This window comes from Ralstonia condita, from assembly GCF_958405655.1.
GTDB classification, from domain to species: domain Bacteria; phylum Pseudomonadota; class Gammaproteobacteria; order Burkholderiales; family Burkholderiaceae; genus Ralstonia; species Ralstonia condita.
In genome coordinates this window covers 855,222-880,120 of sequence record NZ_CATYWO010000001.1, presented here as the reverse complement: position 1 = coordinate 880,120, position 24,899 = coordinate 855,222, and the positions used below count along the sequence as shown (strand labels likewise).

Genomic DNA, 24,899 nt, shown 5'->3' with positions numbered 1-24,899 from the left:
TATGCCAAAGCTCACCGCTGCCGATCGCAAGAAGATCCCGGCCAGCCAGTTCGGCGAGCCGGGCAAGCGCGCGTATCCAATGCCGGACAAGAGCCACGCCGCCAACGCAAAGGCGCGCGCCAGCCAGGCGGTGAACTCCGGCCGCATGTCCAAGGCCGAGGAAGAGAAGATCGACGCGAAGGCCAACAAGGTTCTCGGCAAGGGCAAGAGCCCGGCCGAAAAGCTGTATCCCAACCAGGGCAAGAAAGGAGATTGAACGTGGAACATCAGGAAGCCCAAGCTACCAACGGCGGGCACATCATCGAACGCAGCGGCGACGCACAACCGGCGTACCTGTCAGAGAAGATCGGCCGTGACTTCGGCGCGCCATTCGGCGGATGGACGCCGGAGCGTGACAAGGCGACGACGTATGAGAGCGCCGAGAAGGCGCAGGCAGTCATTGACGGCCCACTCGGTCACGTCGCTCCGTTCTGCAAGGTGGTGGCCAAATGAAGCGCGTCGCGATCTGCATCCCCTCGCCCGACATGGTGCACGCTGATTTCGCCATGTCACTCGCTGCGATGGCCTACCGCTGCTCTGGCTTTACGCAGGGCGGCCAGCAGTTCGAGGCCATCCCCATCGCCATCATCAACACCAAGGGCTCGCTGGTGGCTAACAACCGCAACCGGCTGGTGAAGGAAGCGCGCGAGCTAGGCGTCGACTACCTGCTGTTTCTGGACAGCGACATGGTTTTCCACGTCGACACGCTGCGTCGCCTGCTGTCGCACGACAAGGACATCGTCGGCGGCACGTACATCCAGCGCGAAGACCCGCACCGCCTGCTCGGCAAGACGGTCGACGGCCAGATGCTGCATGAGGCCATGTCCGGCCTGCAGGTCGATCTGGGCGGCCTGATGGAGGTCGGCGCGCTGCCCGGCGGCTGCCTGCTGGTGAAGATGAGCGTGTTCGACGACATGGTCCATCTGCCATTCCAGACGCCTGCGCATTTCGAGAACGAAGAACCATGGATCGAGGGCGAAGACTATTTTTTCTGCCGCATGGCGCGCGAGGCTGGTAATCAAGTCTGGCTCGACTGGTCCGTGTCCTTCCACCTGCGCCACATCGGCCAGACGCACAACGCCATCCCGGCCGTGCAAGTCCAACCGGAGGAAGCCCATGCGATCGTCCACTGATACCGAAGTCGCGCAGTACGACGACCTGGGCGACCGCGCCTCGGTCAAGGACAAGGAAAAGCGCGCCAAGGTGCGCGAGGAACGTCGGATCAACGCGCTCAAGCAGGTCATGGGCAGCGCCGACGGCCGCTTGTTCATGTGGGAGTTTCTGTCGAGCTGCGGCCTGTTCTCGGTCGCCTTCAACGGCAACTCGCGCGACTACTTCAACCTGGGCCAGCGCAATGCCGGCATGCCCTTGTTCCTGGACATCCAACGCCACTGCATGGATCAGTACCTGCTGATGGCCAAGGAGAACGCAAATGCTTAAGTACCTGCTCCGACGCCATTTCCTGATGAACGAGGCCGGCGACGGCGGCGATGGTGGTGGCGGCGCTCCTGCCGCGGCACCGGCCGCTACCGATGCGCCCGCGCCGGCCGCCAGCGATCTGATGCCGCCGGAAAGCCTGCTGAACGACAAGCCCGAGGCTGATGCGAAGCCGGAAGGCGAAGGCGAGAAGCCGGCAGAAAACAAGGAAGGCGAGAAGCCTGCCGAGGACAAGCCCATCAAGTACGAGGCGTTCACGCTGCCGGAAGGCGTGACGATCGACGAGGAAAAGCTGGGCGCGTTCAAGGAACTCGCCGCCGCCAACAAGATCCCGCAAGACGTCGCCCAGCAGTTGGTCGACATCTACGCGGCCGACATCAAGCAGCTCACCGAGGCACCGTATCGCGCGTGGTCGGAGCTGCAGACCAAGTGGCAGGAAGAAATCAAGAACGACCCCGTCATCGGTGGCGCGGATCTTGACAAGAACCTTGCCGCTACCAAAGCCGGGCTGAAGAACCTGCTCGGCGAAGATTCAGCGAAGTTCTTTGAGGCGCTCAACATCACCGGCGCCGGCAACAACCCGGACATCGTCCGTGCTCTCTTCAAGGCGGCAGCCCAACACGCACCCGCCACACCGGTACGGGGCAACCCTGGCGGTGGAACCAAGTCTGCAGGCGCAACCCTGTACCCGCAGATGGCAGGGCTCGGCAACGGGCACGAAGGCTAAACCACTCCACGTCGCGATTCGAAACGGCCTCACCTTGACACGGCCAACCGATGACGACTCAACGCAAGGAGAACTGACCATGCAAACCTAGGAGCAACACCATGGCAACCATCGGGGGCACCGCCCTGACCTACGCCGATTGGGCGAAGCGGATGGACGACGACGGCAAGGTCGCGACCATCATCAACCTGCTTTCGCAGACCAACGAAATCCTGGACGACATGCTCGTGGTGGAAGGCAACCTGCCGACCGGCCACAAGACGACCGTCCGCACCGGCCTGCCGGCCGCGACGTGGCGCCTGCTGAACTACGGCGTCGTGAAGACCAAGTCGACGACCGCGCAAGTCACCGACAACTGCGGCATGCTGGAGTGCTACAGCGAAATCGACAAGGATCTCGCTGATCTCAACGGCAACACCGCCGAGTTCCGCTTGTCGGAAGACATGGCCTTCCTGGAAGGCATGAACCAGCAGATGGCGCAGACCCTGTTCTACGGCAACGTGACCGTGAACCCGGAACGCTTCATGGGGCTGGCACCGCGCTACAACACGGTGACCCTGGCGAACTCGCAGACCGCTGCCAACGTCATCGACTGCGGCGGCACGCTGTCCACCAACACCTCCGTGTGGATCACATGCTGGGGCCCGAACACGATGCACGGCATTTTCCCGAAGGGGAAGATCTCCGGCCTGCAGCATCGTGACCTGGGCGAATGGCCGCTGCAGGATGCCAACGGCAACCTGTACCAGGGCTACCGGACTCACTTCAAGTGGGACATGGGCCTTACCGTGCGCGACTGGCGTTACGCGGTTCGCCTGGCCAACATCGACGTGGCACTGCTGTCGGGTGGCTCGGCTGCGAACCTGATCAACGCCCTGATCCGTGGCGTGCACCGTCTGCCGACGGCGCCGGTTCGCGTGTCGACCGAGCAGAAGTCCGATGCGCCGGACGGCGGGATGATGCAGATGGGTCGCCTGGCGATCTACTGCAACCGCACGATCCGCACGTATCTGGACATCCAGGCCGTCAACAAGACGAACGTGCTGCTGCGCCTCGAAGAGTGGGAAGGCAAGGCCATCACCACGTTCCGTGGCATTCCCATCCGCACGGTTGACGCGCTGCTGTCGACCGAATCCCGCATCGTCTAAGGAGTATTGCCATGATCCTCGACGGAAACCTCGTCTTCGACGGCACGATCGCCACCACTGGCCTGACGGGCGTCAACCAGTTCGCCAGCGGCGCAACCACCACCAGCACAAACACGATCGACCTGCTGAACGCTCGTGATCTGGGTGATGGCGGTGATTCGATGTCCGGCAACCTGACCGTCAGCTTCCTCATCACCACGGCGTACTCCGGCGGCACGTCGGTCAACTTCCAGCTGCAAGGCTCGACCGACAACACCACGTGGACGGTCTACAGCGAGACGGGCGCCATCGCCATCGCCTCGCTGACGGCCGGCACGCGCCTGGCGCTGAAGATGCCCTCGGTCAACCCCGATGCCGGTCCGCCGCCGCGCTACCTGCGCACGGCCTACGTGAACGTGGGCGCGAACACGGCCGGCGCCGTGATGGCGTACCTCAACACGCCGGACGACAACCGCTACTACAAGCCGGGCATCGTCATCAGCAACTAAGCCGCACCGGCCCGGTTCGCCGCCGGGCCGTTTCCCATCCCATAGGAGATTCCCATGTCCGACACCGCACAAGCCAAGGGCGAGATCCCGCAATACGAACTGACCGAAGCCGCCTACATCGACGACAAGTACCTCGAAGCGGGCGCAAAGATTCAATACCTGGGCGAGCCCGGCCACCACATGACGCCGCTGAACGCCGCCGCCGAGGCCGCCGCCAAGAAGGCGCGCAAGTACCTGGACCCCATCCTGGCGATGACCGCCGTCAACTAAGGAGAAAGCCATGGGAGTTTTCGCAACGGGCGGCGTTGAGCAGGCCCAAACAGTCGTCACCGGGACGCTGGCCGCCGCTGCGAACGGCAACGCGGCGTTCTTTCTCGGAAACTTCAACGTTGCTGTGTGGGGCACGTTCGTCGGCACGCTGACTCTGCAGAACTCCTATGACGGCGGCACCACGTGGATTCCAGTCATCAACAAGCGCACCGGCAACGTGATCACCTTCACTGCGCCCGGCGCGCTGCAAGAGGACGAGGTCGAGGCTGGCGTGCAATACCGCCTCGCAATGACCGCGTACACCAGCGGAACGGCCAACTACCGTCTGTCGGAAGGCGCGCAAGCCGGCCGCGTGGAGCGACTGTCATGAGCATGAAAATTGTCGATATGGCGCGGGACGAGGATTTCAGTGGCCCCGACTATCCCGAGCCCAGCCCGTATCCGTGCGGCCTGCGCATCAGCCTGAACAAGGAAGACTTGGAAAAGCTCGGCATTGATGAGATGCCTGAGCTGGGCGACCAGATTTGTTTCTACGTCTGCGGCGAGGTCGTCAGCACGTCCGAGTCGAGCGAGTACGGCGAAAGCAAATGCCTCGGCGTGCAGATCCAGCAGATGGCACTCGAAGAGCCGCCGGCCGAAGAAGAGGCCGAGGATGCGGCGGCCGAGCGCGGCGGCTTCAAGGAAGCGGCCGGCAAGCTCTACGGCAAGAAGGGGTAAGCCATGTCGACGTCGTCCCAAGTCGCAATCGCAAACATGGCGCTCGACGCGATCGGCACGCGCTCAACCATTGCCGCCATGAACGAGGGCAGCGCCGAGGCGAATGCCATCAATCGGCACTGGGACAACGCCGTGGCGTCTGTGCTGCGCGCGGCGCATTGGAACTTTGCGCGCAAACAGGTTGCGTTGACCTTGCTGCAGGACGGCACCAATGGCGGCACCGTTCCGACGCCGTGGCTGTACGAGTACGCCTACCCGAGCGATTGTCTGCTCATGCGCTACCTGATGCCGCTTATTCAGGTGCAGCCTGTAAGCGTGGTTGGATCGGCGTCGCCCGTGGCCGCATACGGGCCGCCCGTGAAGTTCGTCATCGGGACGGACGTTGACCTGAACGGCAATCCCATCAATGTGATTCTGACGAATCAGCCGCAGGCGGTTGGCGTCTATACATTCCGCAACACCAACACGGCGATGTGGGATGAGCTGTTCGTGCAGGCGCTTGCCTCCTATCTCGGCTCGCGCGTGTGCATCGCGTTGACCGGCGACAAGGCCATGATGAAGATGGCCTTCGACATGGCGGTGCAGCACACGCTCAAGGCGCAAGCCCAGAACGGCAACGAGGGGCTGACCAAGATCGACATCACGCCGGACTGGATGCGCGTGCGCGGCTACTACTCCGATTGGGCGTGGCCTGATGGTGGCCTGTACTCCTACGGCCCGCAGTCCCTGACGATGGTGTCCTGATGGCGCAGCCCGTCATCCTCCCATCCTTCGGTGCCGGCGAACTGGCGCCATCGATGTATGGCCGCGTCGATCTGGCGAAGTATCATGTGGGTGCCGCGCGCTTGCGCAACTATTTTGTCGACTACCGCGGCGGCGCATCTTCGCGCACCGGCACGCAGTTCGTGGGCCAGGTCAAAGACAGCTCCACGCCCAACCGACTCATCCCGTTCCAGTTCAACACGCAGCAGACGTATGCACTGGTATTCGGCAACCAGTCGCTGCGCTTCGTCACGAACGGCGGGTATGTGCTGGAGCCGACGATCGCGATCACCGGCATCTCAAAGACCAATCCCGTCCTGATAACGTCGCCAGGCCACGGGTATAGCAACGGCGACCTGGTGTTTCTGTCCGGAATTTCCGGCATGACGCAGTTGAACCAGCGCTATGCGGTTGTGACTGGGGCCGGCGCGAATTCGTACTCGCTGAACGATATGTACGGTGTTCCGCTGAACACCAGCAACTACGGCGCCTACATCTCAGGCGGCACTGCGGCGCGCGTGTACACGCTGTCGACGCCGTACGCAGGAGCGGACCTCGGGCTGCTGAAGTACACGCAGTCGGCTGACACCATGACGTTGGTGCACCCGAGCTACCCGCCATACACGCTGAAGCGCCAAGGCAATGCCAACTGGACGCTGGCAGCCATCAACTTTGCGCCGACGACTGCCGCGCCGACTGGTGTGGTGGCGACATTCCAGAACCGCGGCACCGGTACGGCGTATCCAAACACGCAGTATGGCTACGTGGTCACGGCCATCGTGCGCGGCGTCGAAAGCCTGCCGTCGGCCATCGCCAACACCACCAGCATCGCGCTGGGCCAGAACGTCGGCGCGCAAAACAGCATCATGTGGAATGCGGTCACTGGCGCCACGCTTTACAACATCTACCGCACGCAGGAGAACCTGGGCTCCAATGTGCCGCAGGGCGCGCTGCTAGGTTACATCGGCTCGACGACGCCCGCCGGGACGAACTCGTTCATCGACGACAACATCCTGCCGGATTTCACACGCTGCCCGCCGCAGGCGTACAACCCGTTCACCACTGCCGGGAACCCCGGGTGCGTGACGTACTACCAGCAGCGCCAGGTATTCGGCGGCATGGCCAACGCGCCGGAGCAGATCGACTTCTCGAAGTCGGGCGATTTCTTCAACATGGATTACTCGATCCCGTCGAAGGACAACGACAACATCGAGATCACGATCGCCAGCCAGCAGGTCAACGCCATCAAACACCTGGTGCCGATGCAGAGCCTGATCGCGCTCACATCGAACGGCGCCTGGAAGATCGATGCCGGCAGCGGCGCAGCGATTACGCCCACGCAGATCCAGGCCACGCCACAGGCTTACAACGGTTGCAGCGACGTGCCGCCGCTCATCATCAACTATGACATCCTGTACGTGCAGTCAAAGGGCTCTATCGTGCGCGACCTGTCGTACAACTTCTACGTGAACGTCTTCACCGGTAAGGACATTTCCCTGCTGGCGAACCACCTGTTCTACGGTCACCAGATCATGGAATGGTGCTACGCCGAGGAACCGTTCAAGCTGATCTGGTCGGTGCGTGAGGACGGCATCCTGTTGTCCCTGACGTACCTCAAGGAACAAGACGTCTACGCCTGGTCGCATCACGATACAGCCGGCCTGTTCAAGAGCATCTGCACGATCAGCGAGGGGCAAGAAAATGCGGTCTATGTGATCGTCGAGCGGCTCATCAATGGACAGTACCTGCAGTACATCGAGCGCTTCGCCAGCCGTCAGATGAAGGCAGATCCGACTATCGGGCTGCCGGCAGATGCCAGCCTGGCGTGGTGCGTGGACGCTGGTTTGCAGTATCCGCTTACAAAGCCTGCCGCGACGCTCACGCCTACCGAGGTCAGCACGGTGCCGGTGGTCTATGGCGTGCACACCATCGCAGGGGGCCAGAACTACAGCTCGGGGACCGTGATTACGGTGACCGACGAAACCGGCGTCGGCGCCGTCCTGACGCCTGTAATCTCGGGTGGCGTTATCCAGTCCGTGACGGTGGTGCAGCAAGGCTCCAACTACACCAATCCGACGCTGACCATCATCGACCCGGCCGGCACCGGATCAGGCGCCGCGGTTCAGGCAATTCTCGCAAGCCCTGTGCCGATGACTGCGAGCGCTGGCGTGTTTGGTTCTGCCAATGTCGGTGACGTGGTGCGCATCAATGGCGGCATGGGAACCGTGCTGCAGGTGCAAAACTCACAACAGATCCTGGTGAACGTCACGACGCCGCTCACGAATACGTGGCCCGCCGTCGCCGGATCGTGGTCGATCACCACGCCGGTGTCGACCATCCGAGGTCTGGACCACTTGAACGGCCAGACGGTATCGATCCTGGCTGATGGCAACGTCGCGCCGCCACAGGTCGTGGTGGATGGATCAATCACCTTAGACCGCCCCTACAGTGCCATCACGGCCGGCCTGCCGTTCACCTGTCAACTGCAGAGCCTGTACCTGGACATTCAAGGGGCAGACGGCACGATCCAGAGCAAGCGCAAGACAGTGCCGGCGGTGACAGTTCGGATGCAGGACACGCGCGGCCTCAAGGCGGGCCCGACATTCGACAACTTGGTCGAGATCAAGGAGCGCACCACCGAGCCGATGGGGCAGCCGATCAAGCTGTTCACGGGGGATCAGCGCATCGTGCTGCCGGCCAGCTACAACGTGCCGGGCCAAATCTGCATCCAGCAAGACTACCCGCTGCCGTCCACCATTCTGGCGCTGATTCCGGAAGTGGTGGTTGGAGACACGCGATGATCGGTGAAATCGTTCCCGCCATGTCATCTCACGCCAGACAGATGGCGCCCAGGATGCGCGCTGCCGAAGTGCAGGAGGTCGCCGATTCTTACGGCATGTCTCCGCTGGATGCGCTTCTCTTTGAGGTCAAGCGCTCATCGGTTGCGTGGTCTTGGGTAATCGACGGCGAGGTCGCGTGCATGTTCGGGATCGTCACGCCCGCGGCGCTATCAGAGGTGAGCTATCCATGGTTCCTGACGACGGAACTTGTCGAGCAGCACAGCCGGCAGTTTGCGCGTGCGTGCAAGACGCTGTTGCCGGAACTGCTGGCACATCATCCACGCATGGTTGGCCGTGTCGACGCCAGGTATATGGCATCGGTGCGCTGGCTGCAGTGGCTGGGCGCGAAGCTAGGCGAGCCTGAGCCGTGGGGCGTTGGCAATGCATTGTTCCGAACATTTGAAATAGGAGGCTGACATGGGTGTCGCAGCAGTAGTCCCGATGGTCATCACAGCTGTTGCAGCAGCAGCCAGTACGTACAGTGCTGTGTCCAGCGCAAACGCTCAGAAGGCCGCATCAGCTTATCAAGCGCAAGTCGCGCAAAACAACGCCACCATTGCCGGCATGAATGCCAATGCCGAGATCGAAAAAGGTAACCAGCAGGTGCAGGCCGCGCAGGAGCAGGCCGCGCAGCACCAAGGGATGATTCGCGCGGTCATGGGCGCCAGTGGCCTTGATCTGAATTCCGGAAGCGCACTGCGCAACCAGGAAGGCATGGCGCAGATCGACCAGATGAATCAGGCCACGATCACGAGCAATGCCGCACGTGCCGCATGGAACTACCGAAACAGCGGGGCAAATTTTGGCGCGGAATCTCAGTTGGACATGATGCGAGGCAACGAGGCTGCAACAGCCAGCTATCTCAGCGGCTTCTCGTCAATGTTGAGCGGCGCGGGCACATTCGCACGGCAGTATTACGGCATGCAAAACAGCGGTGCTTTGTGACGTAAGGAAAGAAAAACATGCCACTCCTGCCGAAACTTGAAACTACGCAGAGCGTCTTCAGCTCCGGCGCACTTGCGCCGCAACAAATCGGTGGCATCACGCCGGACGCGTTCGGCGGGAAAATTGCCGAGGCCGAAGGCCAAGTCGGCCAAGCGCTTGGCAAAGCCGGGAACGATGCGTTTGACATTGTTCAGCAGCAGCAGGAAATCAAGAACGAAACGGATGTCAACGACCAATACTACAAGTCGACCTTCCCCGCGATCACCGACGCCACCCAGAAGTTCATGAGTCTGCAGGGAAAGGCTGCCGTCGATGCGCTTCCTGCCTATCAGCAGCAGCTTGAAGACATCCGCTCGCAGCAACGCGCCAATCTCGCCAATCCAGCGCAACAGCGCATGTTCGACAACATCGCGCGTCGCACGATCGCGTTCAGCGCAGACGGAGCGGCGCGTCACGCTTCGCAGCAGCAGCGCGTATACGAGGATCAGACCTCGGCCGGCATGGTGTCCACCTACCAGCAAACGGCGGCGCAGAACTGGAACAACCCGAACGCTTTCAACGGCGCGCTGGCTTCGATCGTGGCGGAGCGGACAACGCACGGCCAATACACTGGCCAGCCAGTCGAGTACGTCACCGCGCAGGTGCAGAAGGACATCAGCGCATCGTGGATCGACCGCCTGAAGGGTATCGCTGCGGCAGGAGATGCTCAGACCGCGCTTTCCCTGCTGAAGGATGGCGAGAACTGGACCGACAGCGCAGGCAACCAGCGGCATACGGATGTCCGCGGCCAGATCCTTGGCCGCGACCTTCCGGCCATCACGGCAGAACTGTCGAGTCATGCAGCGGATCAGATCGGTGTGCAGTATGGCAACCAGGCAACCAGCCCGCAGGCAACCGCGGCCCCTGCCGGCGCCTCGCTTGGCGTGCGCAACAACAACTTCGGAAACCTGCGTGATGCGAAGACCGGCCAGTTCCGCCAGTTCGCCACGCCGCAGGAGGGCATGCAGGCTGCCGACCAGAACCTGCTGGCCTACAACACCAAGCACGGCATCAGCACAATCCAGGACGTCATCAACCGCTGGGCGCCGGCATCGGACAACAACAAGCCGCAGGAATATGCCGCGACTGTGGCGAAGGCCGTCGGCGTGGCTCCAGATGCCAAGATCGACCTTACCGACCCGAAGGTGCGTACCAAGGTGCTCAACGCCATGTACGACGTAGAGTCGCCAGGGTGGCGCGCCGCCGTGCAGCAATCTCAGCAGCCCCAGGTGGGCGCAGCGGCTGGCGCGGTCAGCGGCACGCTGCCGGTGGGTAATGCGTCCGGCGTTCCGAACGCCGCGGCAATTGCCCCGCAACCTGTAGGTTTGGCGCAAGACCCGAACGTGATGCGCGCCAACCAGGAAGCGACGGCAGAGGCTGCGCGCAAGGCGGCGCAAGACCATGTGATGCAGTTGACCGGCAATCCCATGGCTGCCAAACGCGCCGGGGATGTGGCAGCGGCAACGGTGGCCGGCAACACCAATGCTGCCATCGCAGCGCAGCACTCGCGCCAACAAGCCGCCAGCGGCGAACTTGCCAAGGCAATTGCAGGTGACCCTTTGTCAGGCGCCAAGCCGATCACCTCGTTTGCTGACCTGGTATCGAACCCGGTGGCGTACGCCCAGTACAGCCAATTGTCGCCCGCCGGCCAGGCAGCGGTGACTGAGCGCCTTACGAACCCGAGCTCGCTCAAGATGACGCAGGAGTCGCTCAACACGTACTACCAGTTGCGCGGGCAGGCAGCGAACGATCCCGAGACGTTCATGAAAACAGACCTGTCGCAGTACTTCGGGAAAATCCCCGAGCCGCAGCTGATGCAGTTGATCGGCCAGCAGACCAGTGCCGCGAAACGGGATGTGAGCCAGCAGAACAAGGATCTGAACTGGAGCCGGGCCAAGTCCAACGTCGACGACATGCTGCGACCGATGGGCTTGGGCTCGGTGGTAAAGAAGACCGACGAGACGAACCTGAAACGGACAGAAGCTTTCTACGGCAAGTTCCAGGAAGCGCTGGACGCCTACCACGACGCCAACCAGAAATACCCGGACACCTCGACCACACGCAAGATCGCCAGTTCGTTGCTGGCCGAAGGCACGCAGGATTCAGGTCACTGGTACGCCTTCAACAGCAAGATGCCGGCTTTCGAATCGCCGGACGTGTCCAAGTTCACGGCGACCATTCCGGATGACCAGAAGCCGCAGTTGTCGGCTACCTTCCAGAAGGTGATGGGCCGCGCGCCGACCGACCAAGAGTTGGGCAAGTGGTACACCGCATTCAAGCTGTCCCAGCGCAAGGGCAAGTGATGGCTGACGATTTCGAATCCTTCCTGCAGCAGAACGCCCAACCGGCCGCCGGCCCGCAGGCGGATGTGCCGTCCGCACCGACGATCACGCCGGATAAGCCCCCTGCCGATCCGTTCGAATCATTCTTGCAGGACAAGAAAGATCAGTACCTGAAAGACACCACGCAACGCGCGCAGGCGGTAGCTGTGTCGAACAGCGGAGCCAGTTCTGCCGCCGCTGGCCAAGCCGCGCGCGTAGGCCGCAAGATCGGCATGCCGCAGGCTGCTGTCGAAGCCGATCTGCCGCGCTACGAAGCGCAGGCCAAGGCGCAAGAAAATGCCCAAGTGCTGGCAGACGATCCGAAGTTTGCGCAATGGGTGGCCGGCAACCCGGATAGCGCGCGCGTGGCTCAGGACGATTTCGCCAACATGTCGACGATCGGCAAGCTGGTGAGCGGCGCCGAGGCCGGCGGCCTGGGTCTTCTGCGCGGCTTGGGCGCATCGATGAACTCGGCTGCGCTTGCCGTGAACCGGGCGATCCCAGCGGCCGCGCGATACCTTTTCAACCCGAGCGGCGCCAACCCGGAAAACATGATCCCGGGCGCGCAATCGCGCACGCTCTCGAGTCTGATTACCGGCCAGTCCAATACCACCCATCCGCTGGAGGACTGGTGGAACCGGAATTTCGTGCAGCCGCGCATCGAGGCGCAATCCGCGCTGGCCACGCCGCAGGATGCCAGTTTCGGCGTAAAGGCGGCCGATACGGTCGGCAACCTACTTGGCACGCTCGCGCAAATCACGCTGACTGGCGGCGGTGGCGAGGCGCCGGCCGCTGCCAACGCAGCAAAAACAGCGGCCCAAGCCATCGGCGAGACGGTTGCGCACGGCGCGCGCGCGATGGCATTCCCGTCCCTGACAGCAGCCGTCAATACTGGGAAAGACGTCTACGATCAGACCGGCGACATCGGGCAAGCCGTGCGCGCGGCGCAGATGGCCTACGGCACGACCACGCTGGGCGGCGTCGTTCCGCTTGGCGCGCCTGGCGGCTTGGCCACGCGCTTGGTGACAGGCGCTGTATCCGGCGCCGTCTCCGGGGAAGTCTCGCGCCAGGCCATGAATCTGGTGATGCCGCAACAGCAGGGCTTCGACCCGGAACAGCTCATCTTGTCCGGGTTGACAGGCTCGCTCCTATCCGGCGTGATGGGGCCGCGTGCGTTGCACGACGGCGTGCGGCAGGCGGCCGCCGACAGCGTGCGCGCCGAGGCCGCCGAGCGCGGCGGCGATGCGATCGCCAAGTTGAGTGAGTTGTCGACGTCCTCTGCGCTGCGCGAGCACGATCCCGATGCCTTCCGTGAATACGTGAAGCACGCCAGCGAGGACGGCCAGCTGACGGATGTGTATGTGGATGGCAATGTCCTGGCAGACGCGCTGCGCCAGTCTGCGGTCGACCCGAACAACATCCCCGGCCTGCCTGACCGTATGGCCGAGGCACAGCGCGCCGGTGGCGACGTGCAAATCCCGATCGAGGACTATGCTACGCACATTGCCGGGACGCCGATCGACAAGGCCATCCTGCCGAATCTCAAGGTCGAGGAAGGCGGCATGACGTATGCCGAGGGGCAGCAGTTCTTCCAGGGCGCCAAGGAAGACATGGCCGCGCGCGCGCAGGCGATCGCCGATCAGCACCAGCAGGAGACGGCTGGCGACGCCGAGGTCAAAGCCATCGGTGACAAGCTGTTTCAGCAGATGCAGTCGACCGGGCACTTCCCGGATGACGTGTCGCGCGCCAGCATCGCGCCGGTGACGGAGTTCTACCGGACCATGGCCGAGCGCCTCGGGGTATCGCCGGCCGAACTGTACGAAAAGGCACCGCTGCGCATCGTCGGAGAAGACGTGGGCGGTGGCCTGGAGAAAGGCGGCGAGCGCGGCGCTTTCAACCCAGACACGCGCACCGTGGCGTTGCTGCAGCACGCAGATTTGAGTACGTTCCTGCACGAGTCTGGCCATTTTTTCCTGTCGACGCTGGGCGACCTGGCGGCCCGGCCGGATGCGCCTGCGCAGATCCGCGCGGACATGGAGACTGCCATCAAGTGGATGGGCGGCAAGGATCTGGCCGACTGGCAGGCGCGCACACTTGATCAGCAGCGCGACATGCACGAGAAGTTCGCGCGCGGCTTCGAGGCGTATCTGATGGAGGGCAAGGCGCCGAATGCCACCATGCAGTCGCTGTTCTCGCGCTTCCGGTCCTGGCTGGTGAACGTCTACCGCAGCATCTCTGGGCTGAACGCCGAACTGACGCCGGAGGTGCGCGGCGTGTTCGACCGCCTGCTGGCTAGCGACGAGGCCATCCGCCAGACCGAGCAGCAGCGCGGCTATTTCCCGCTGGACCTGTCCAAGTCAGGCGCCACGGAAAAGCAATTGTCCGACTATGCCGCGCTCGGCCAGCAGGCCACGGCCGATGCCGTCGGCGACATGCAGACGCGCAGCCTGCGAGATATGAAGTGGGCGAGCAACGCGAAGTCCAAGGCGGTCAAGGCGCTGCAACGCCAAGCGGCCACCGAGCGCAAGGTGATCCGCGAGGAGGTCACCAAGGAAGTCAAGGCCGAGCCTACCGAACGCGCGCGCGAGTTCTTGAAGTCCGGCAAGATGCTGGACGAGAACGGCCAGGAAGGCCCTGACCTGCGCCCGCTGGGTTCCGGTGACGCCAAACTGAACGCCGATGACGTGAAGGCTATGTATCCGGAGAGCATGCTGAACCGGCCGGACCTGGACGCCCTACGCGGCATGACCAGCAAGAACGGCATGCACCCAGATATGGTGGCTGAGATGTTCGGTATCGGAAGCGGCGACGAGTTGGTGCGCAGCCTAACTGAGGGTGAAAAGCCGGCAGACCGCATCGCACGCCTGACCGACGAACGTATGCTGCAACGACATGGCGAACTGGTCGATCCGGATGCTATTGAGGCCGCGGCCAACGAGGCCGTGCACAATGAGGCGCGGGCTCGCTTCATGGCCACCGGCCTGAAAATCCTGGCCAAGTCGCCCATTCCAGCCCGCGAGCTGGCGCGCGCCGCTACCGAGGCGGCAGAGGCGGCCATTGCAGCCAAGCGCGTGCGCGACGTGAAGCCTCGCCAATATGAGGTTGCCGAGGCCAAGGCCAACAAGGAAGCGATAGCCCAGGCGCCGAAAGACCCGGCCGCAGCGCTGGAAGCCCAGCGTCAGGCGCTGCTGTCCAACCGGCTTGCCAAGGCCGCGCGCGACGCCGAGACGCAAATCAAGAAGATCGTCGACAGCCAGAAGCGCTACGACCGCGACAGCATTCGCGCCAAGATGGACCCGGATGTGCTTGAGCAGATCGACGCGCTGCGTGAGCGCTTTGACTTCCGGCAGGCGCCGCCGGCTGGCGCCACCAAGGATCAGGTAGCACTGCAGACATGGGTGGACACGCAAAAGGCCTTCGGCTACGCGCCGGTGCAACACCCCGACATGCTCAATCCGACAGTGCGCATGCACTACAAGGACATGACGGTCGAGCAGTTGCGCGGCTTCAATGACACCATCCGCAGCCTTGAGCAAATCGCCAAGGAGCGGAAATCCGTCATGATCGACGGCAAGAAGGCGGACCTGGCCGAGGTTGTATCTGGTCTGGTCGACAAGATGAAGGCCCGCGGCGAGAAGTTCACTACACAGGAACTGGTCGACCGCCCACGCGCCGGGGTCGACTCCATTTTCAAGGTGACGCTGGATCGGGTGGCATCCTTCCTGCGCGCGAGCGCTGCGGAGTTCAAGGGCCAGCAGTTCAAGGCGAACCAGTTCGACATGCACGAGGTGATGGGTCCGTTCACCAAGGCGATCTTCGAGCGCGTGTTCGGGGCGAACTACCGCAAGGTTGACATGCTGAAAAGCCTGTCGATGGAGTTCCGTGCATCGGCGGAAAAGCTCGGCGTGGACTGGCAGAAAAGCCTACTGGACGTGGTTCCCAATACGCGCCTGATCGACGCCGACCTGACGCAGGAGCGCGGCGAGCCGGTCTACCGGCGCCTTACGCGCGGTGACATGCTGGGCATTGCGCGCCACGTCGGCAACGAATCGAACTTCGACAAGCTGACGCGGGGCATGGGTTGGGCGCCGGGGGACGTGTGGGCGTTCCTGAACGAGCACATGACGGCCAAGGATTGGCAGGCGACGCAGGCCACTTGGGATGCGTTCGAGAAGCACTGGCCGGAAATGGTCGAGATGAACAAGCGGCTTGGCAATGTGTCTCCGGATCACATCGAGCCGCGCGCGTTTAAGACGGCAGACGGCATTGATCTGCGCGGCGGATACGCACCAATCGACTACGACCCCCTGCGCTCCAAGCTGGCGGTGCGCAAGGCAGATGCGTCGGCGATCAACCCGAGCGAGGGCCTGTTTGGCAAGAGCTATTTCCGCGCCGATACCACCACCAACGGCTCCCTGAACGCGCGCACGGGATACATCGATCGCCTCGACCTGGATTTCCACTCGCTGGAGAAGCGACTGCACGACACCATCCACGACCTGGCTTACCGCGAGGCGTTGCTGGATGTGCACAAGATCCTGAGCAACCAGGACTTCCGACGCCAGTTCCTGCTGTCCTACGGTCCCGAGCAGTACAAATCGCTGCAGCAGTGGGTGGGCGACTTGGCCAACGGCCAGAACTCTGACGCGCAGATGAGCCGTCTGGGACAGATCATGAACGCCACACGGCGTATGGTGGTTGCTAATGGCATCGCTCTGCGCGTATCCACGGTGCTCAAGCACGGCGGCGCTGCCGGCCTGAAGTCGCTTGGCTATTTCAGCGGCGGCGGCGAGAAGTACTTTGCGGCGCGCGTGGCCAAGATGGCGACCGACAACAGCGGCCAGATCCAGGGTGCCATTGAGAAGTTCCCCGAGATTCGTGCGCGCCTGATGCAACAGGACCGCGATTTCCGCCAAACGTCATCGTCCCTGTTCCAGCCGGAGAGTCTGCACGCGAAGGCCGAGCGCTTCGGCCACGCCGCGGTGGCCTATTCGGACATGATGACGGCCGTTCCAACCGCCTGGGCCGCCTATGATCGAGCGATCACCGAGGGCATCCCCAAGAACCGCGGCGGCACCGGCAAGCCCATGAGCGAGGAAGACGCCGTGCGTTACGCCAGCCAGATCGTGCGCGAGGCTCACAGCAGCAACATTGAGTCGGCGCGCTCCATGATCCTGCAGGACAAGAACGAGGCCGTGAAGATGTTCACGACGCTCTACGGTTTCATGAACAACTCGCTCGGCCAGCACATGGATATGGTCGACAAGTTCCGCACGGCTGGCTTCAGCAAGCCCGAGGTACTTGCGCGCTACATGATGGCCATGATTGTGCCGGCGCTCTGGACCGGCATGGTTCACAAGCCAGACAAGGAGGAAGGCTGGGCGCATTGGGTGGCCGGCTCGATCACTGGCGAATACGCCGCGATGGTGCCGATGCTGCGCGAGGCTTGGTCGGCGCTGGAGGGCCACAGCTCGGCCGGCGTGCCGTCGTACATGAGCGTGCTGGGCGCGATTGGCAAGCCCATTTCCGACCTGTACAAGGCGGCCAAGGGCGACGAGGTAAAGGCGCCGATCAAGGATCTTGGCAATGCGCTGGGCCTCGCTATCCCCGGGCTCGGCCAAATTGGCACGACACTGCAGTACGCAGCAGACGTGAAGCAAGGGAAAGCACACCCGCGCACAATCTCGGATGCGTTCCGAGGCTATGCGATGGGGCAGAATACCGACTGACATTTTCATAAACCAGTACTTGCGCTAGCCGGCTACACCTTTACACAGCCACCCGCGCAACCGCAAGGCAACCCAACCCGATAGGGGGCTGCCTTGACGATTTCCACCACTTCGAATTCCGTTGTTGCCCAAGGGAATGGCGCGACAACGAATTTTTCCTTCAGCTTTGCCGTCCCGAGCGCAGCGTTTCTGCAAGTGCTGTATGCGGATACCACGGGCACGGTAACGCTTCTCCCTCCCTCGTCCTATTCCGTTTCCGGCATCGGCTCGTCGGTCGGTGGCTCCGTCACCTATCCGCTGTCTGGACCGCCCATTCCTGCCGGCACTAGCCTGCTGATCCAGCGCATCGTCCCTTACCTGCAGCTGACCGATCTCATCAACCAGGCGGGCTATTACCCCAATGTGGTCGAGCTTGCGCTGGACTACCTGACGATGGAGATTCAGCAGCTTGCGCAGAATTCCGCGCTGTCGTTGAACGTGCCTTTCGCGGCAGTCGCGCCGGGCCTGACATTCCCGAACGCCGCTGGCCGCGCCAGCAAACTGGCGGGCTTCGATGCAAGCGGCAACGTGGCTGTCTACCCGATCACGGCATCGGTCGGGGCCGGCAGTCTCACGAGCGAAGGCCCTTTCGTTGCGGGTACGAACTTCACGCCAGGCGTCACGACTAGCCTGACGCTTTCACAGGCGTACGGTTCTGCCGCCAACGTCGCCGTGCATTTCGATGGCCTGTATCAAGGCACCGACCAGTACACCCTCACCGGCACGCAGATCACGTTCACTTCGCCAATTCCGGTCGGCGTCAGCAAGATCTACATCGTCGGCGGTACCACGCTGTCGATCTACGTGCCGGCTGCAAACTCGGTCGGAGACGGGCAGCTTTCATGGGGCAACATCCTTAACCGGACGGTCGATTCGATTGCCGCGCTAGCCTCCCTGAATCCATCAATCTACACGCGCGCGTTCGCAACCGGTTACTACGTCGCACAGGATGGCGGCGGCGGCCACTACGTCTACAGCTCGACTACGCCGCAGGCGAATGCCAACGGCGGCACGATCGTGGCATCGACGTATGCAGGAGCAACTGGCTGCTGGCTTCTCATCACGATAGGCATGGTGTCGATCAAGCAGTTTGGCGCCAAGGGCGATGACACAGCCGACGACACCGCGACGACGCAGGCGTGCATGACGTGGTGCTACACGAATCTGAAAGCGATGTGGGTTCCGAAGGGCACATACAAACTCACGTCGAAGGTTTCCGTGGCCGGCCCGATGACGATTATCGGGGAAGCGCTCAGTCCGCCAGTTACTCCCGCGTATCAGCAAGGCCAGCCGGTAGTCACGTTTCACTCGACCATCACCAGCGGCTACGCGATTCAGTGCGGCGGGCCCACGTATGCTCGCGGCGGCCATTACGAGAACTTCCGCGTCTACGGATCAGGAACTGCCCAGCATGGCTTCTACATCCAGAACCAAGGCTGGGAGGGCTGCATCCGCAATGTCACGATTGAGAGCTTCACGGGTACGGGTTGCACACTGGATTACCTGCAGGACAGCACGATCACGAATCTTGCGATCATCGACTGCGGTTCAGAAAACCAGTATCCATCGCTGAACATCATCAACGGCAGCAACATCCTGCGCTTTGAGCATCTGCGGCTTGAGATCACGCCGTACATGATGAATGTCAACGCCGGGGCTGACATCTATTTCGCTGGCTGCCACTTCGAGACCAGTGAATATGTCTCGGGTCCGATCACGGTACTCAATCGTTACACGCGATACTCCACGATCATCATCAACAACGCCAGCACGGATGTGCAGTTTGATTCGTGCATCTTCGGGCCGAACAGCGTTCAGGGTGTGGCCGCGCATTTCAGCGTGGCCCCAACGTCTGTTGCGGCGATGGTGAGCGTCGCAGGATGCGCGAACGTGCGATTCAGCAAGTGTCGGTTCGCCATGAGCGGAGCCAACCGCTCCGCGAATTTCTTGTCCTTCAACACTGGCACATCATCCACTTCGGTAACTGAATGCTCTTTCGAGCAGGTCTACACCGATGTGAATGCCATCGTGCTATCCGGCACCACGTTCGTGAACAACGACGTGTCTTGGTTCGACGATGGCGTGAGTACATTGATGTATGGCATCGCCAATCAGCCTGGCGGTAGTCCATCCATCGTAGAAAACAACCGCCTGTATCAGAACATCAGCACCGGACAAGTCAAGACTGCGGGCTATCTGCTGACGAGCCAGACGGGCGGCTCGTATCTGATCATCGGCTACAACCAAAACAGCGTTTCGAAGTTCTACAAGCACCATAACGCGGCATGTCTCGCCAAACCTTGGATGCAAGCTCAGAACGTCAATCTCACCGGCTTCTCCGGGACGCTTGATCTTGAACTGTACGACATCAACACGCAGTTCTATTGGACGGCGGCGGCCACGGTCAGCTCAATCATCAACATGTGTTCTGGCCAGCGCGTCAAGCTTTGGAACAGCAGCGCCGGAACGTTGACAGTCAATAACGCCGGCAACGTCGTGTTGAAAGGAAACGTGAACGCATCTGCCGGCCAGAACGGAATCCTGGTTCTCGAAGAGAGCGGGACTGGCTATCTGATGGAAACATCCCGCAACTTCTAAGGGCTCAACCATGAAACGATTTTCGACATTCATCCTGGGTCTGGCTCTCTCGGCATTTGCTGCAGCGACGACGCTCAACCCCGTGCAATTGCTGAACCCGGCAGGGTCAACGGCTGGCCAAGCTGTCATCTCGAATGGCGCCACCAGCGCGCCGACATGGCAGGCGGTTCCTCTAACTGGCCTTGCCACACAGGGTGCGAACACGGTGCTTGGCAACGGCACCGCAAGCACTGCGGCGCCTACGGCATTGGCCGTACCCAGTTGCAGCGCTGCCACCAATGCTCTGCTGTGGACGAGCGGCACAGGGTTCTCGTGCAACTCAGGTATCAATGCTGCCACGCTCGGCGGCGCGACCTTCGCGGCGCCTGGTGCCATCGGTGGTACGACTGCCGGCAGCGGCGCATTCACCACGCTGACCGCCAGCAGCACGGTGAGTGGCGCGGGATTTACGAGCCTGCTGAGCCCATACGCCCCGCTTGCGTCGCCAGCGCTGACCGGCACGCCCACCGCGCCCACTGCTGCTGGCAACACCAACACCACGCAGCTCTCCACAACGGCATTTGTAGAGGGGGAGTTCGCGGCACCCCCTGTCGCTGGTTTTGGTAGCACGACGGCGCGGCCCGTCGCTGCAACGACGATTACCGCCAGCAGCACGATCACGCCTTCGCAGACGGCCGGCATCGTTGGCACGACGACGAACAACAACGCCAATGCGGGCAGCTTCGGCGAGTACCAGACGGCCACGACGACTAACACCTCGATGTCGAATGGTGCCGGCGCCAATCTCACGTCGATCTCGCTCACGGCTGGCGATTGGGATGTCGAGTGCAGCGCTCTATTCCATCCGGCAGGCACGACCGTGATTACCGGATTGGCCGTGAGCGTCAGTACCACCTCAGCGAGTCTGGGTGCGCTCGGCACGATCAACTACATCCAGGCCAATTACAACACGGGCAGCAACAACTACATCCCGGCGCCGACTACCCGCATCAGCATCGCCGCGACCACAACGACCTATTGCGTCGGCGTAGCCAACTTTGGCACGAGCACGATGCAGGGCGATGGATTCATCCGCGCGCGTCGCGTTCGATAACAACCATCGATAGGGAGGGAGGCATGGAGATGAGCATGATTATCCAGATTGCCGGTGGCAGCATCATCGCGTTGCTCGGGTTTTTGCTGAGCCGCACCTACGGCCGTATCGACTCTGCGCATACGGAACTTGGCGATGTTCGCAAAGAGATGACCGATCTCGCGCTGCAACTCGCCAAGGATTACATCCGACGCGACGACTTCCAGGCCGTCACAGATGCGATCTTCAAGAAGCTGGACCGTATTGAAGACAAGCTCGATGGCAAGGCAGACAAGCCATGAACTTCGATCTTCTTGAAGCCGATCTCAAGCGCGATGAAGGAAGCCGGGATCGGCGCTATCAGGACACGGTTGGCAAGTGGACGATTGGCTATGGCCACAACATCGACGCCGATCCGCACTACCCCTATACGCAGGCTGACGAGCCACTGACGGAGGAGCAGAAAGTCGCGCTGCTTCGCCGCGACATGGCCGCCGCTGTCGCCGCGCTTGACGAGTATGCCAACTGGTGGCGCGCAATGGAGGAACCGCGACAGCGCGCGCTGGCCAACATGTGTTTCAACATGGGCTGGGGCACGCTGTCTCAGTTCAAGAACACGCTGGATGCAATGCACTTCGCCAAGTACGACTTGGCGGCAGCCGGGATGCGTGCGTCGAAGTGGTATCGCCAGGTGGGCGCTCGCGGCGAGCGTCTCGCCAAGATGATGGAAGAAGGAGCATGAAATGGAATGGAAAGACCTTGCGGCAGACGTTGCGAAAGCCGCTCCGATACTTGGTGGCCTGCTTGGCGGCCCCGCTGGTGCTGCTGTTGGTGGTCTTATTGCTTCGGCGCTTGGAACGGGAAATGACCCGGCGCAAATCTCGGCAGCCCTAGCAACCAACCCCGATGCATTCATCAAGCTCAAGCAGATCGAATCCGAGCAATCGGTTCGCTTGCGCGAGCTTGCCGTAACCGCAGAGAGCAACCGCCTGCAAGCCGAGACTGCCCAGCTTTCCACGGTCAACACTTCCATCCAAGCCGAGACAAAAGCCGATCACTGGCCCACGTATGCATGGCGCCCGTTCATCGGCTTCATCACGGGCTTCATGGTCTTCGGGGACTATTTCATCTTGCCGCTGGCCAAGATCCCGGTTCCCTCCGTACCTGAATCCGTGTGGATCATGCTTGGTTCTATCCTTGGCGTGGCCTCGTTCTGGCGCGGCAAGATGCAAGCTGATCCGAATGTCAAAACGGATGCTCGAGGATAGGATGCGCGCTTAAGCCGCGTACTTCCGATACTTCGCTCGGGTAACTTGGTAGTACTCTTTGGAGAAACTGAACAGGAGATCCAGTTCGGTTTCTCCGGTCACCTTGGCGCCGAATCGAGTGTGGAAGGCGATCACTTTTTCATTGCCCTTGCGCACATCAAAGTGCGAGCGCTGGAAACCCAGCGAGTCGAAGGCGAAATCGTAGACCAACAGCGCGGACTCGATGGCTGCAAAGCTCGGTGCATCCGGCACTGTCAGCCAGCTACCCCAGCAGAACGAATCACCTTGGAAGTCGTATAGCCGAACGGTGCCAAGGGCGTTTCCTTCCTTGTCTTCCATGATGAAGTAGTACTCGATCCCGATAGCCTCGCGCTCCACGTAGCCGCGCAGATAGTCGGCCTGCTTCTGGACATCTGGAGATACCGAACTGATGAAGCGGTTTTTCGCGGCGTTCAGGCGCAGGCTAAGAATGAAAGCAGCATCCGATGGGCGGGCTGCCCGGAGCACCAAGTTCTTTCCAGAGATGCGAAGTGCCCGAGCCTCTGCGATCTGAGCGACGTCTGGATCAGCATCCTTGGCAAGCTCATGAATCACATTTTCAGATGTCGCCAGGTTGGCCGCAACGGCGCCACGGATGACCGGATCGCCATCTTTTGCAAGGCGCGCCAGCTCTTCGGCTGAAGTCGTGCTGTTCGCATGGCGAAATTGTGCGTGCTGGTCCTGCATGCTGTTCTCCTTGTTCTTTTGCGGCCGTTAGGATGCCACAGGTGGTAACCGGCAAGCCTTTTCTGCTGGCCTAGTTGTAGATTAATTCGACGGTTTATCACAGCATCTTCCTGCAAATGGCGTAGCTACGTAGAGCAACGGGGGTTCGAATCCCCCTCTCTCCGCCAGGATTCATCCTCAGCGACGCTCGCTGAGTGCCAAACGCTCTCGCCACCCCGCTAAAACAGCGGCTTTCGTGGTGAATAGCGCTCCTCTCGTCCCTAGGCCTCCCAGATTGTCCGACCCTCCGTTGTGGGTAGGATGTTGGGCAGCGCCTCCCCCAGATAGAAACACCGCCGGGCGCCGTGAAAGCGCAGCGAATCGGTGGCGCTGGCCGGCCGGCAATGGGTGCACTGGTGCAATCACACCCGACGGCCTGAGCCCATCGGATACATCCCGCAGGCAGAAGCTGAGGCAGACTACGGCCGGCCGGTCACCCGCTGCACCATCGCGTAGAGCACCGACATCTGCAAGCCGTTCTTGAGTGCGTAGTTCGGGTCGTATTGATTAGAGTAGCCCCACCAGTCAAAGCAAGCATTCGGGTTCGTCGTCCCTGGCGCAGACGAGGCAATCGTGTCGGGATAGACAACCACGAGTTTGTTCGTGTCGGCCCATGCATTGATGCCGGCCTCGGTAACCCAGCGGTTTCCGATAAGCGATGCCTCCTGCAGACAACCGTGGAGGGCGAGCACGAGCCCGCACTGATCGCCCCCGGCGCACGCTTTCGGAACAAAAACGCTCCCCGTCGGACTCATCGAAACCGTCGGGGACGCGCCGAACTCCGTTTGATCGAATGTAGCAAGCGTGCCCGACAGCGCTCCGTCGTTACGCGGTTTCAATGAGCCGAGGAACATCGTCAGCCACGTCTTGACGGAGTCGTAGACCGCACCGTTCGCCGAGCAGCGCACCATGTAGGGGCTTCCCAGTGTGCCGCATCCAAGCTCACCGTCAGGCGATTCCCAGCCGTGCGCAGCGGGATACATGTTGTCGAAGTGAACGTTGGCCCCATAACGCTCATATTCTGAGCTGAGGTCGGCCATCTCCAGCGGGTTGACGACAACGTCTTGCGTGCCGGACCAGAGGTAGACGGGCTGTCCACGCAGATTCGTCGCCGGATCGATGGTGCCAAGCGATGATTGCGCGTCCAGATACGCCTCGGATACCGCAAGCGTGCTGTTGTACGAGGCCTGATTCGAAGGAAGCGTCAAGCCTCCGCAGTTTGCCAACGCTGAGGCGGCTCCGCCGGCGCCGGCACACCAGTACACGCCGCCAGCATAGACAGCAGCCCCCTTGAAGGTCGAAGAGTGGGCCACATGCATCTGTACTGCCGCGAAACCGCCAGACGAAATACCCACGACAAAGACCTTCGCCGGGTCGATGTTATAGCCCTGAAGACTTACCGTCGTGGCCGATCCGCCACCTGCATCGGAAGTGCCAGCGACGGCTAACGCCGTCACCCCGGCCAGGCTGAGCGCTAGCACAGCGACCGACGCCAACCGTCGGCCTGGAGTCATCCTCATCACTGTCACCTCCTCGAATCCACCACCGGACGCATCGCACGTCCTGATCAACTGTCTGACGTTATTCCGCGTGGACGAACAGAACAAGTAGGGTTGGCCCGCCGTGCTTGCCGTCGTGATGCGAGCCTCAGGGCTTGCCCCAACGTTTGCGCGACAGCAGCCAATGAAACGTCCC

23 protein-coding genes and 1 pseudogene are annotated in these 24,899 nt (G+C 61.8%); 22 read left to right on the top strand and 2 right to left on the bottom strand.

What is annotated here, in order from left to right:
* The first annotated feature begins 1 nt into the window (after position 1).
* From R2N03_RS04085 to R2N03_RS03985, 21 genes are all read left to right on the top strand, one after another.
* The gene (locus tag R2N03_RS04085; protein WP_182593962.1) at positions 2 to 256 is read left to right on the top strand and encodes a hypothetical protein; all 255 of its coding nucleotides are present in this window, start codon (positions 2 to 4) and stop codon (positions 254 to 256) included.
* A 2-nt stretch (positions 257 to 258) separates the two neighbouring features.
* The gene (locus R2N03_RS04080) at positions 259 to 492 is read left to right on the top strand and encodes a hypothetical protein (protein WP_182593961.1); all 234 of its coding nucleotides are present in this window, start codon (positions 259 to 261) and stop codon (positions 490 to 492) included.
* Positions 489 to 1,172, top strand: a complete 684-nt coding sequence (locus R2N03_RS04075) for a glycosyltransferase family 2 protein (RefSeq protein ID WP_316655447.1) — start codon at positions 489 to 491, stop codon at positions 1,170 to 1,172. Before R2N03_RS04080 ends, R2N03_RS04075 begins: the two co-directional genes overlap by 4 nt.
* Complete coding sequence (locus tag R2N03_RS04070; protein ID WP_182593959.1) at positions 1,156 to 1,479, top strand: Bbp19 family protein; 324 nt, start codon at positions 1,156 to 1,158, stop codon at positions 1,477 to 1,479. Before R2N03_RS04075 ends, R2N03_RS04070 begins: the two co-directional genes overlap by 17 nt.
* Positions 1,472 to 2,203, top strand: a complete 732-nt coding sequence (locus tag R2N03_RS04065; RefSeq protein ID WP_182593958.1) for a hypothetical protein — start codon at positions 1,472 to 1,474, stop codon at positions 2,201 to 2,203. Before R2N03_RS04070 ends, R2N03_RS04065 begins: the two co-directional genes overlap by 8 nt.
* A 101-nt stretch (positions 2,204 to 2,304) precedes the next feature.
* Positions 2,305 to 3,351 carry a major capsid protein gene (locus R2N03_RS04060; protein WP_182593957.1) on the top strand — a complete coding sequence of 349 codons (1,047 nt, stop codon included), beginning with the start codon at positions 2,305 to 2,307 and terminating at the stop codon, positions 3,349 to 3,351.
* 11 nt (positions 3,352 to 3,362) lie between these two features.
* The gene (locus R2N03_RS04055; protein ID WP_182593956.1) at positions 3,363 to 3,839 is read left to right on the top strand and encodes a Bbp16 family capsid cement protein; all 477 of its coding nucleotides are present in this window, start codon (positions 3,363 to 3,365) and stop codon (positions 3,837 to 3,839) included.
* A 54-nt stretch (positions 3,840 to 3,893) separates the two neighbouring features.
* Complete coding sequence (locus R2N03_RS04050) at positions 3,894 to 4,109, top strand: hypothetical protein (protein WP_182593955.1); 216 nt, start codon at positions 3,894 to 3,896, stop codon at positions 4,107 to 4,109.
* 10 nt (positions 4,110 to 4,119) lie between these two features.
* Positions 4,120 to 4,479 carry a hypothetical protein gene (locus tag R2N03_RS04045; RefSeq protein ID WP_316655444.1) on the top strand — a complete coding sequence of 120 codons (360 nt, stop codon included), beginning with the start codon at positions 4,120 to 4,122 and terminating at the stop codon, positions 4,477 to 4,479.
* Positions 4,476 to 4,826, top strand: coding sequence for a capsid staple protein (gene gp10, locus R2N03_RS04040; protein WP_182593953.1), 351 nt, complete (start codon positions 4,476 to 4,478; stop codon positions 4,824 to 4,826). Before R2N03_RS04045 ends, gp10 begins: the two co-directional genes overlap by 4 nt.
* A 3-nt stretch (positions 4,827 to 4,829) precedes the next feature.
* Positions 4,830 to 5,570: a phage connector family protein gene (locus R2N03_RS04035; RefSeq protein ID WP_316655441.1), complete on the top strand. Its 741-nt coding sequence runs from the start codon at positions 4,830 to 4,832 to the stop codon at positions 5,568 to 5,570.
* Entirely contained in the window at positions 5,570 to 8,389 is a 2,820-nt protein-coding gene (locus tag R2N03_RS04030) for a ubiquitin-activating E1 FCCH domain-containing protein (protein ID WP_316655440.1), read from the top strand. The genes R2N03_RS04035 and R2N03_RS04030 overlap by 1 nt, the downstream gene beginning before the upstream one ends.
* The gene (locus R2N03_RS04025) at positions 8,386 to 8,844 is read left to right on the top strand and encodes a hypothetical protein (RefSeq protein WP_316655438.1); all 459 of its coding nucleotides are present in this window, start codon (positions 8,386 to 8,388) and stop codon (positions 8,842 to 8,844) included. Before R2N03_RS04030 ends, R2N03_RS04025 begins: the two co-directional genes overlap by 4 nt.
* Before the next feature lies 1 nt (position 8,845).
* Positions 8,846 to 9,373 carry a virion core protein, T7 gp14 family gene (locus tag R2N03_RS04020; RefSeq protein ID WP_316655435.1) on the top strand — a complete coding sequence of 176 codons (528 nt, stop codon included), beginning with the start codon at positions 8,846 to 8,848 and terminating at the stop codon, positions 9,371 to 9,373.
* A 17-nt stretch (positions 9,374 to 9,390) separates the two neighbouring features.
* Positions 9,391 to 11,715, top strand: a complete 2,325-nt coding sequence (locus R2N03_RS04015; RefSeq protein WP_316655433.1) for a hypothetical protein — start codon at positions 9,391 to 9,393, stop codon at positions 11,713 to 11,715.
* Positions 11,715 to 17,462 carry a hypothetical protein gene (locus tag R2N03_RS04010; RefSeq protein WP_316655431.1) on the top strand — a complete coding sequence of 1,916 codons (5,748 nt, stop codon included), beginning with the start codon at positions 11,715 to 11,717 and terminating at the stop codon, positions 17,460 to 17,462. The genes R2N03_RS04015 and R2N03_RS04010 overlap by 1 nt, the downstream gene beginning before the upstream one ends.
* Positions 17,463 to 17,555: 93 nt before the next feature.
* Positions 17,556 to 20,099, top strand: coding sequence for a glycosyl hydrolase family 28-related protein (locus R2N03_RS04005; protein WP_316655429.1), 2,544 nt, complete (start codon positions 17,556 to 17,558; stop codon positions 20,097 to 20,099).
* A gap of 10 nt (positions 20,100 to 20,109) precedes the next feature.
* Complete coding sequence (locus R2N03_RS04000) at positions 20,110 to 21,192, top strand: hypothetical protein (protein WP_316655428.1); 1,083 nt, start codon at positions 20,110 to 20,112, stop codon at positions 21,190 to 21,192.
* Between the two features lie 35 nt (positions 21,193 to 21,227).
* Positions 21,228 to 21,473 carry a hypothetical protein gene (locus R2N03_RS03995; RefSeq protein ID WP_316655427.1) on the top strand — a complete coding sequence of 82 codons (246 nt, stop codon included), beginning with the start codon at positions 21,228 to 21,230 and terminating at the stop codon, positions 21,471 to 21,473.
* Positions 21,470 to 21,913, top strand: a complete 444-nt coding sequence (locus R2N03_RS03990; RefSeq protein WP_316655425.1) for a glycoside hydrolase family protein — start codon at positions 21,470 to 21,472, stop codon at positions 21,911 to 21,913. The genes R2N03_RS03995 and R2N03_RS03990 overlap by 4 nt, the downstream gene beginning before the upstream one ends.
* A 1-nt stretch (position 21,914) precedes the next feature.
* A complete protein-coding gene (locus R2N03_RS03985; RefSeq protein ID WP_316655422.1) occupies positions 21,915 to 22,439 on the top strand; it encodes a 3TM-type holin in 525 nt (174 codons plus the stop codon).
* A 9-nt stretch (positions 22,440 to 22,448) separates the two neighbouring features.
* On the opposite strand, the gene R2N03_RS03980 is transcribed toward R2N03_RS03985, so the two are convergent.
* Entirely contained in the window at positions 22,449 to 23,165 is a 717-nt protein-coding gene (locus R2N03_RS03980) for a GNAT family N-acetyltransferase (RefSeq protein WP_316655420.1), read from the bottom strand.
* Between the two features lie 330 nt (positions 23,166 to 23,495).
* On the opposite strand from R2N03_RS03980, the pseudogene R2N03_RS03975 reads away from it, so the two are divergent.
* Positions 23,496 to 23,660, top strand: a pseudogene (locus R2N03_RS03975) (IS3 family transposase); the annotation flags it as partial.
* On the opposite strand, the gene R2N03_RS03970 reads toward R2N03_RS03975, so the two are convergent.
* Complete coding sequence (locus tag R2N03_RS03970) at positions 23,624 to 24,685, bottom strand: extracellular catalytic domain type 2 short-chain-length polyhydroxyalkanoate depolymerase (RefSeq protein WP_316655417.1); 1,062 nt, start codon at positions 24,683 to 24,685, stop codon at positions 23,624 to 23,626. The pseudogene R2N03_RS03975 and the gene R2N03_RS03970 overlap by 37 nt on opposite strands.
* Positions 24,686 to 24,899 lie beyond the last annotated feature (214 nt).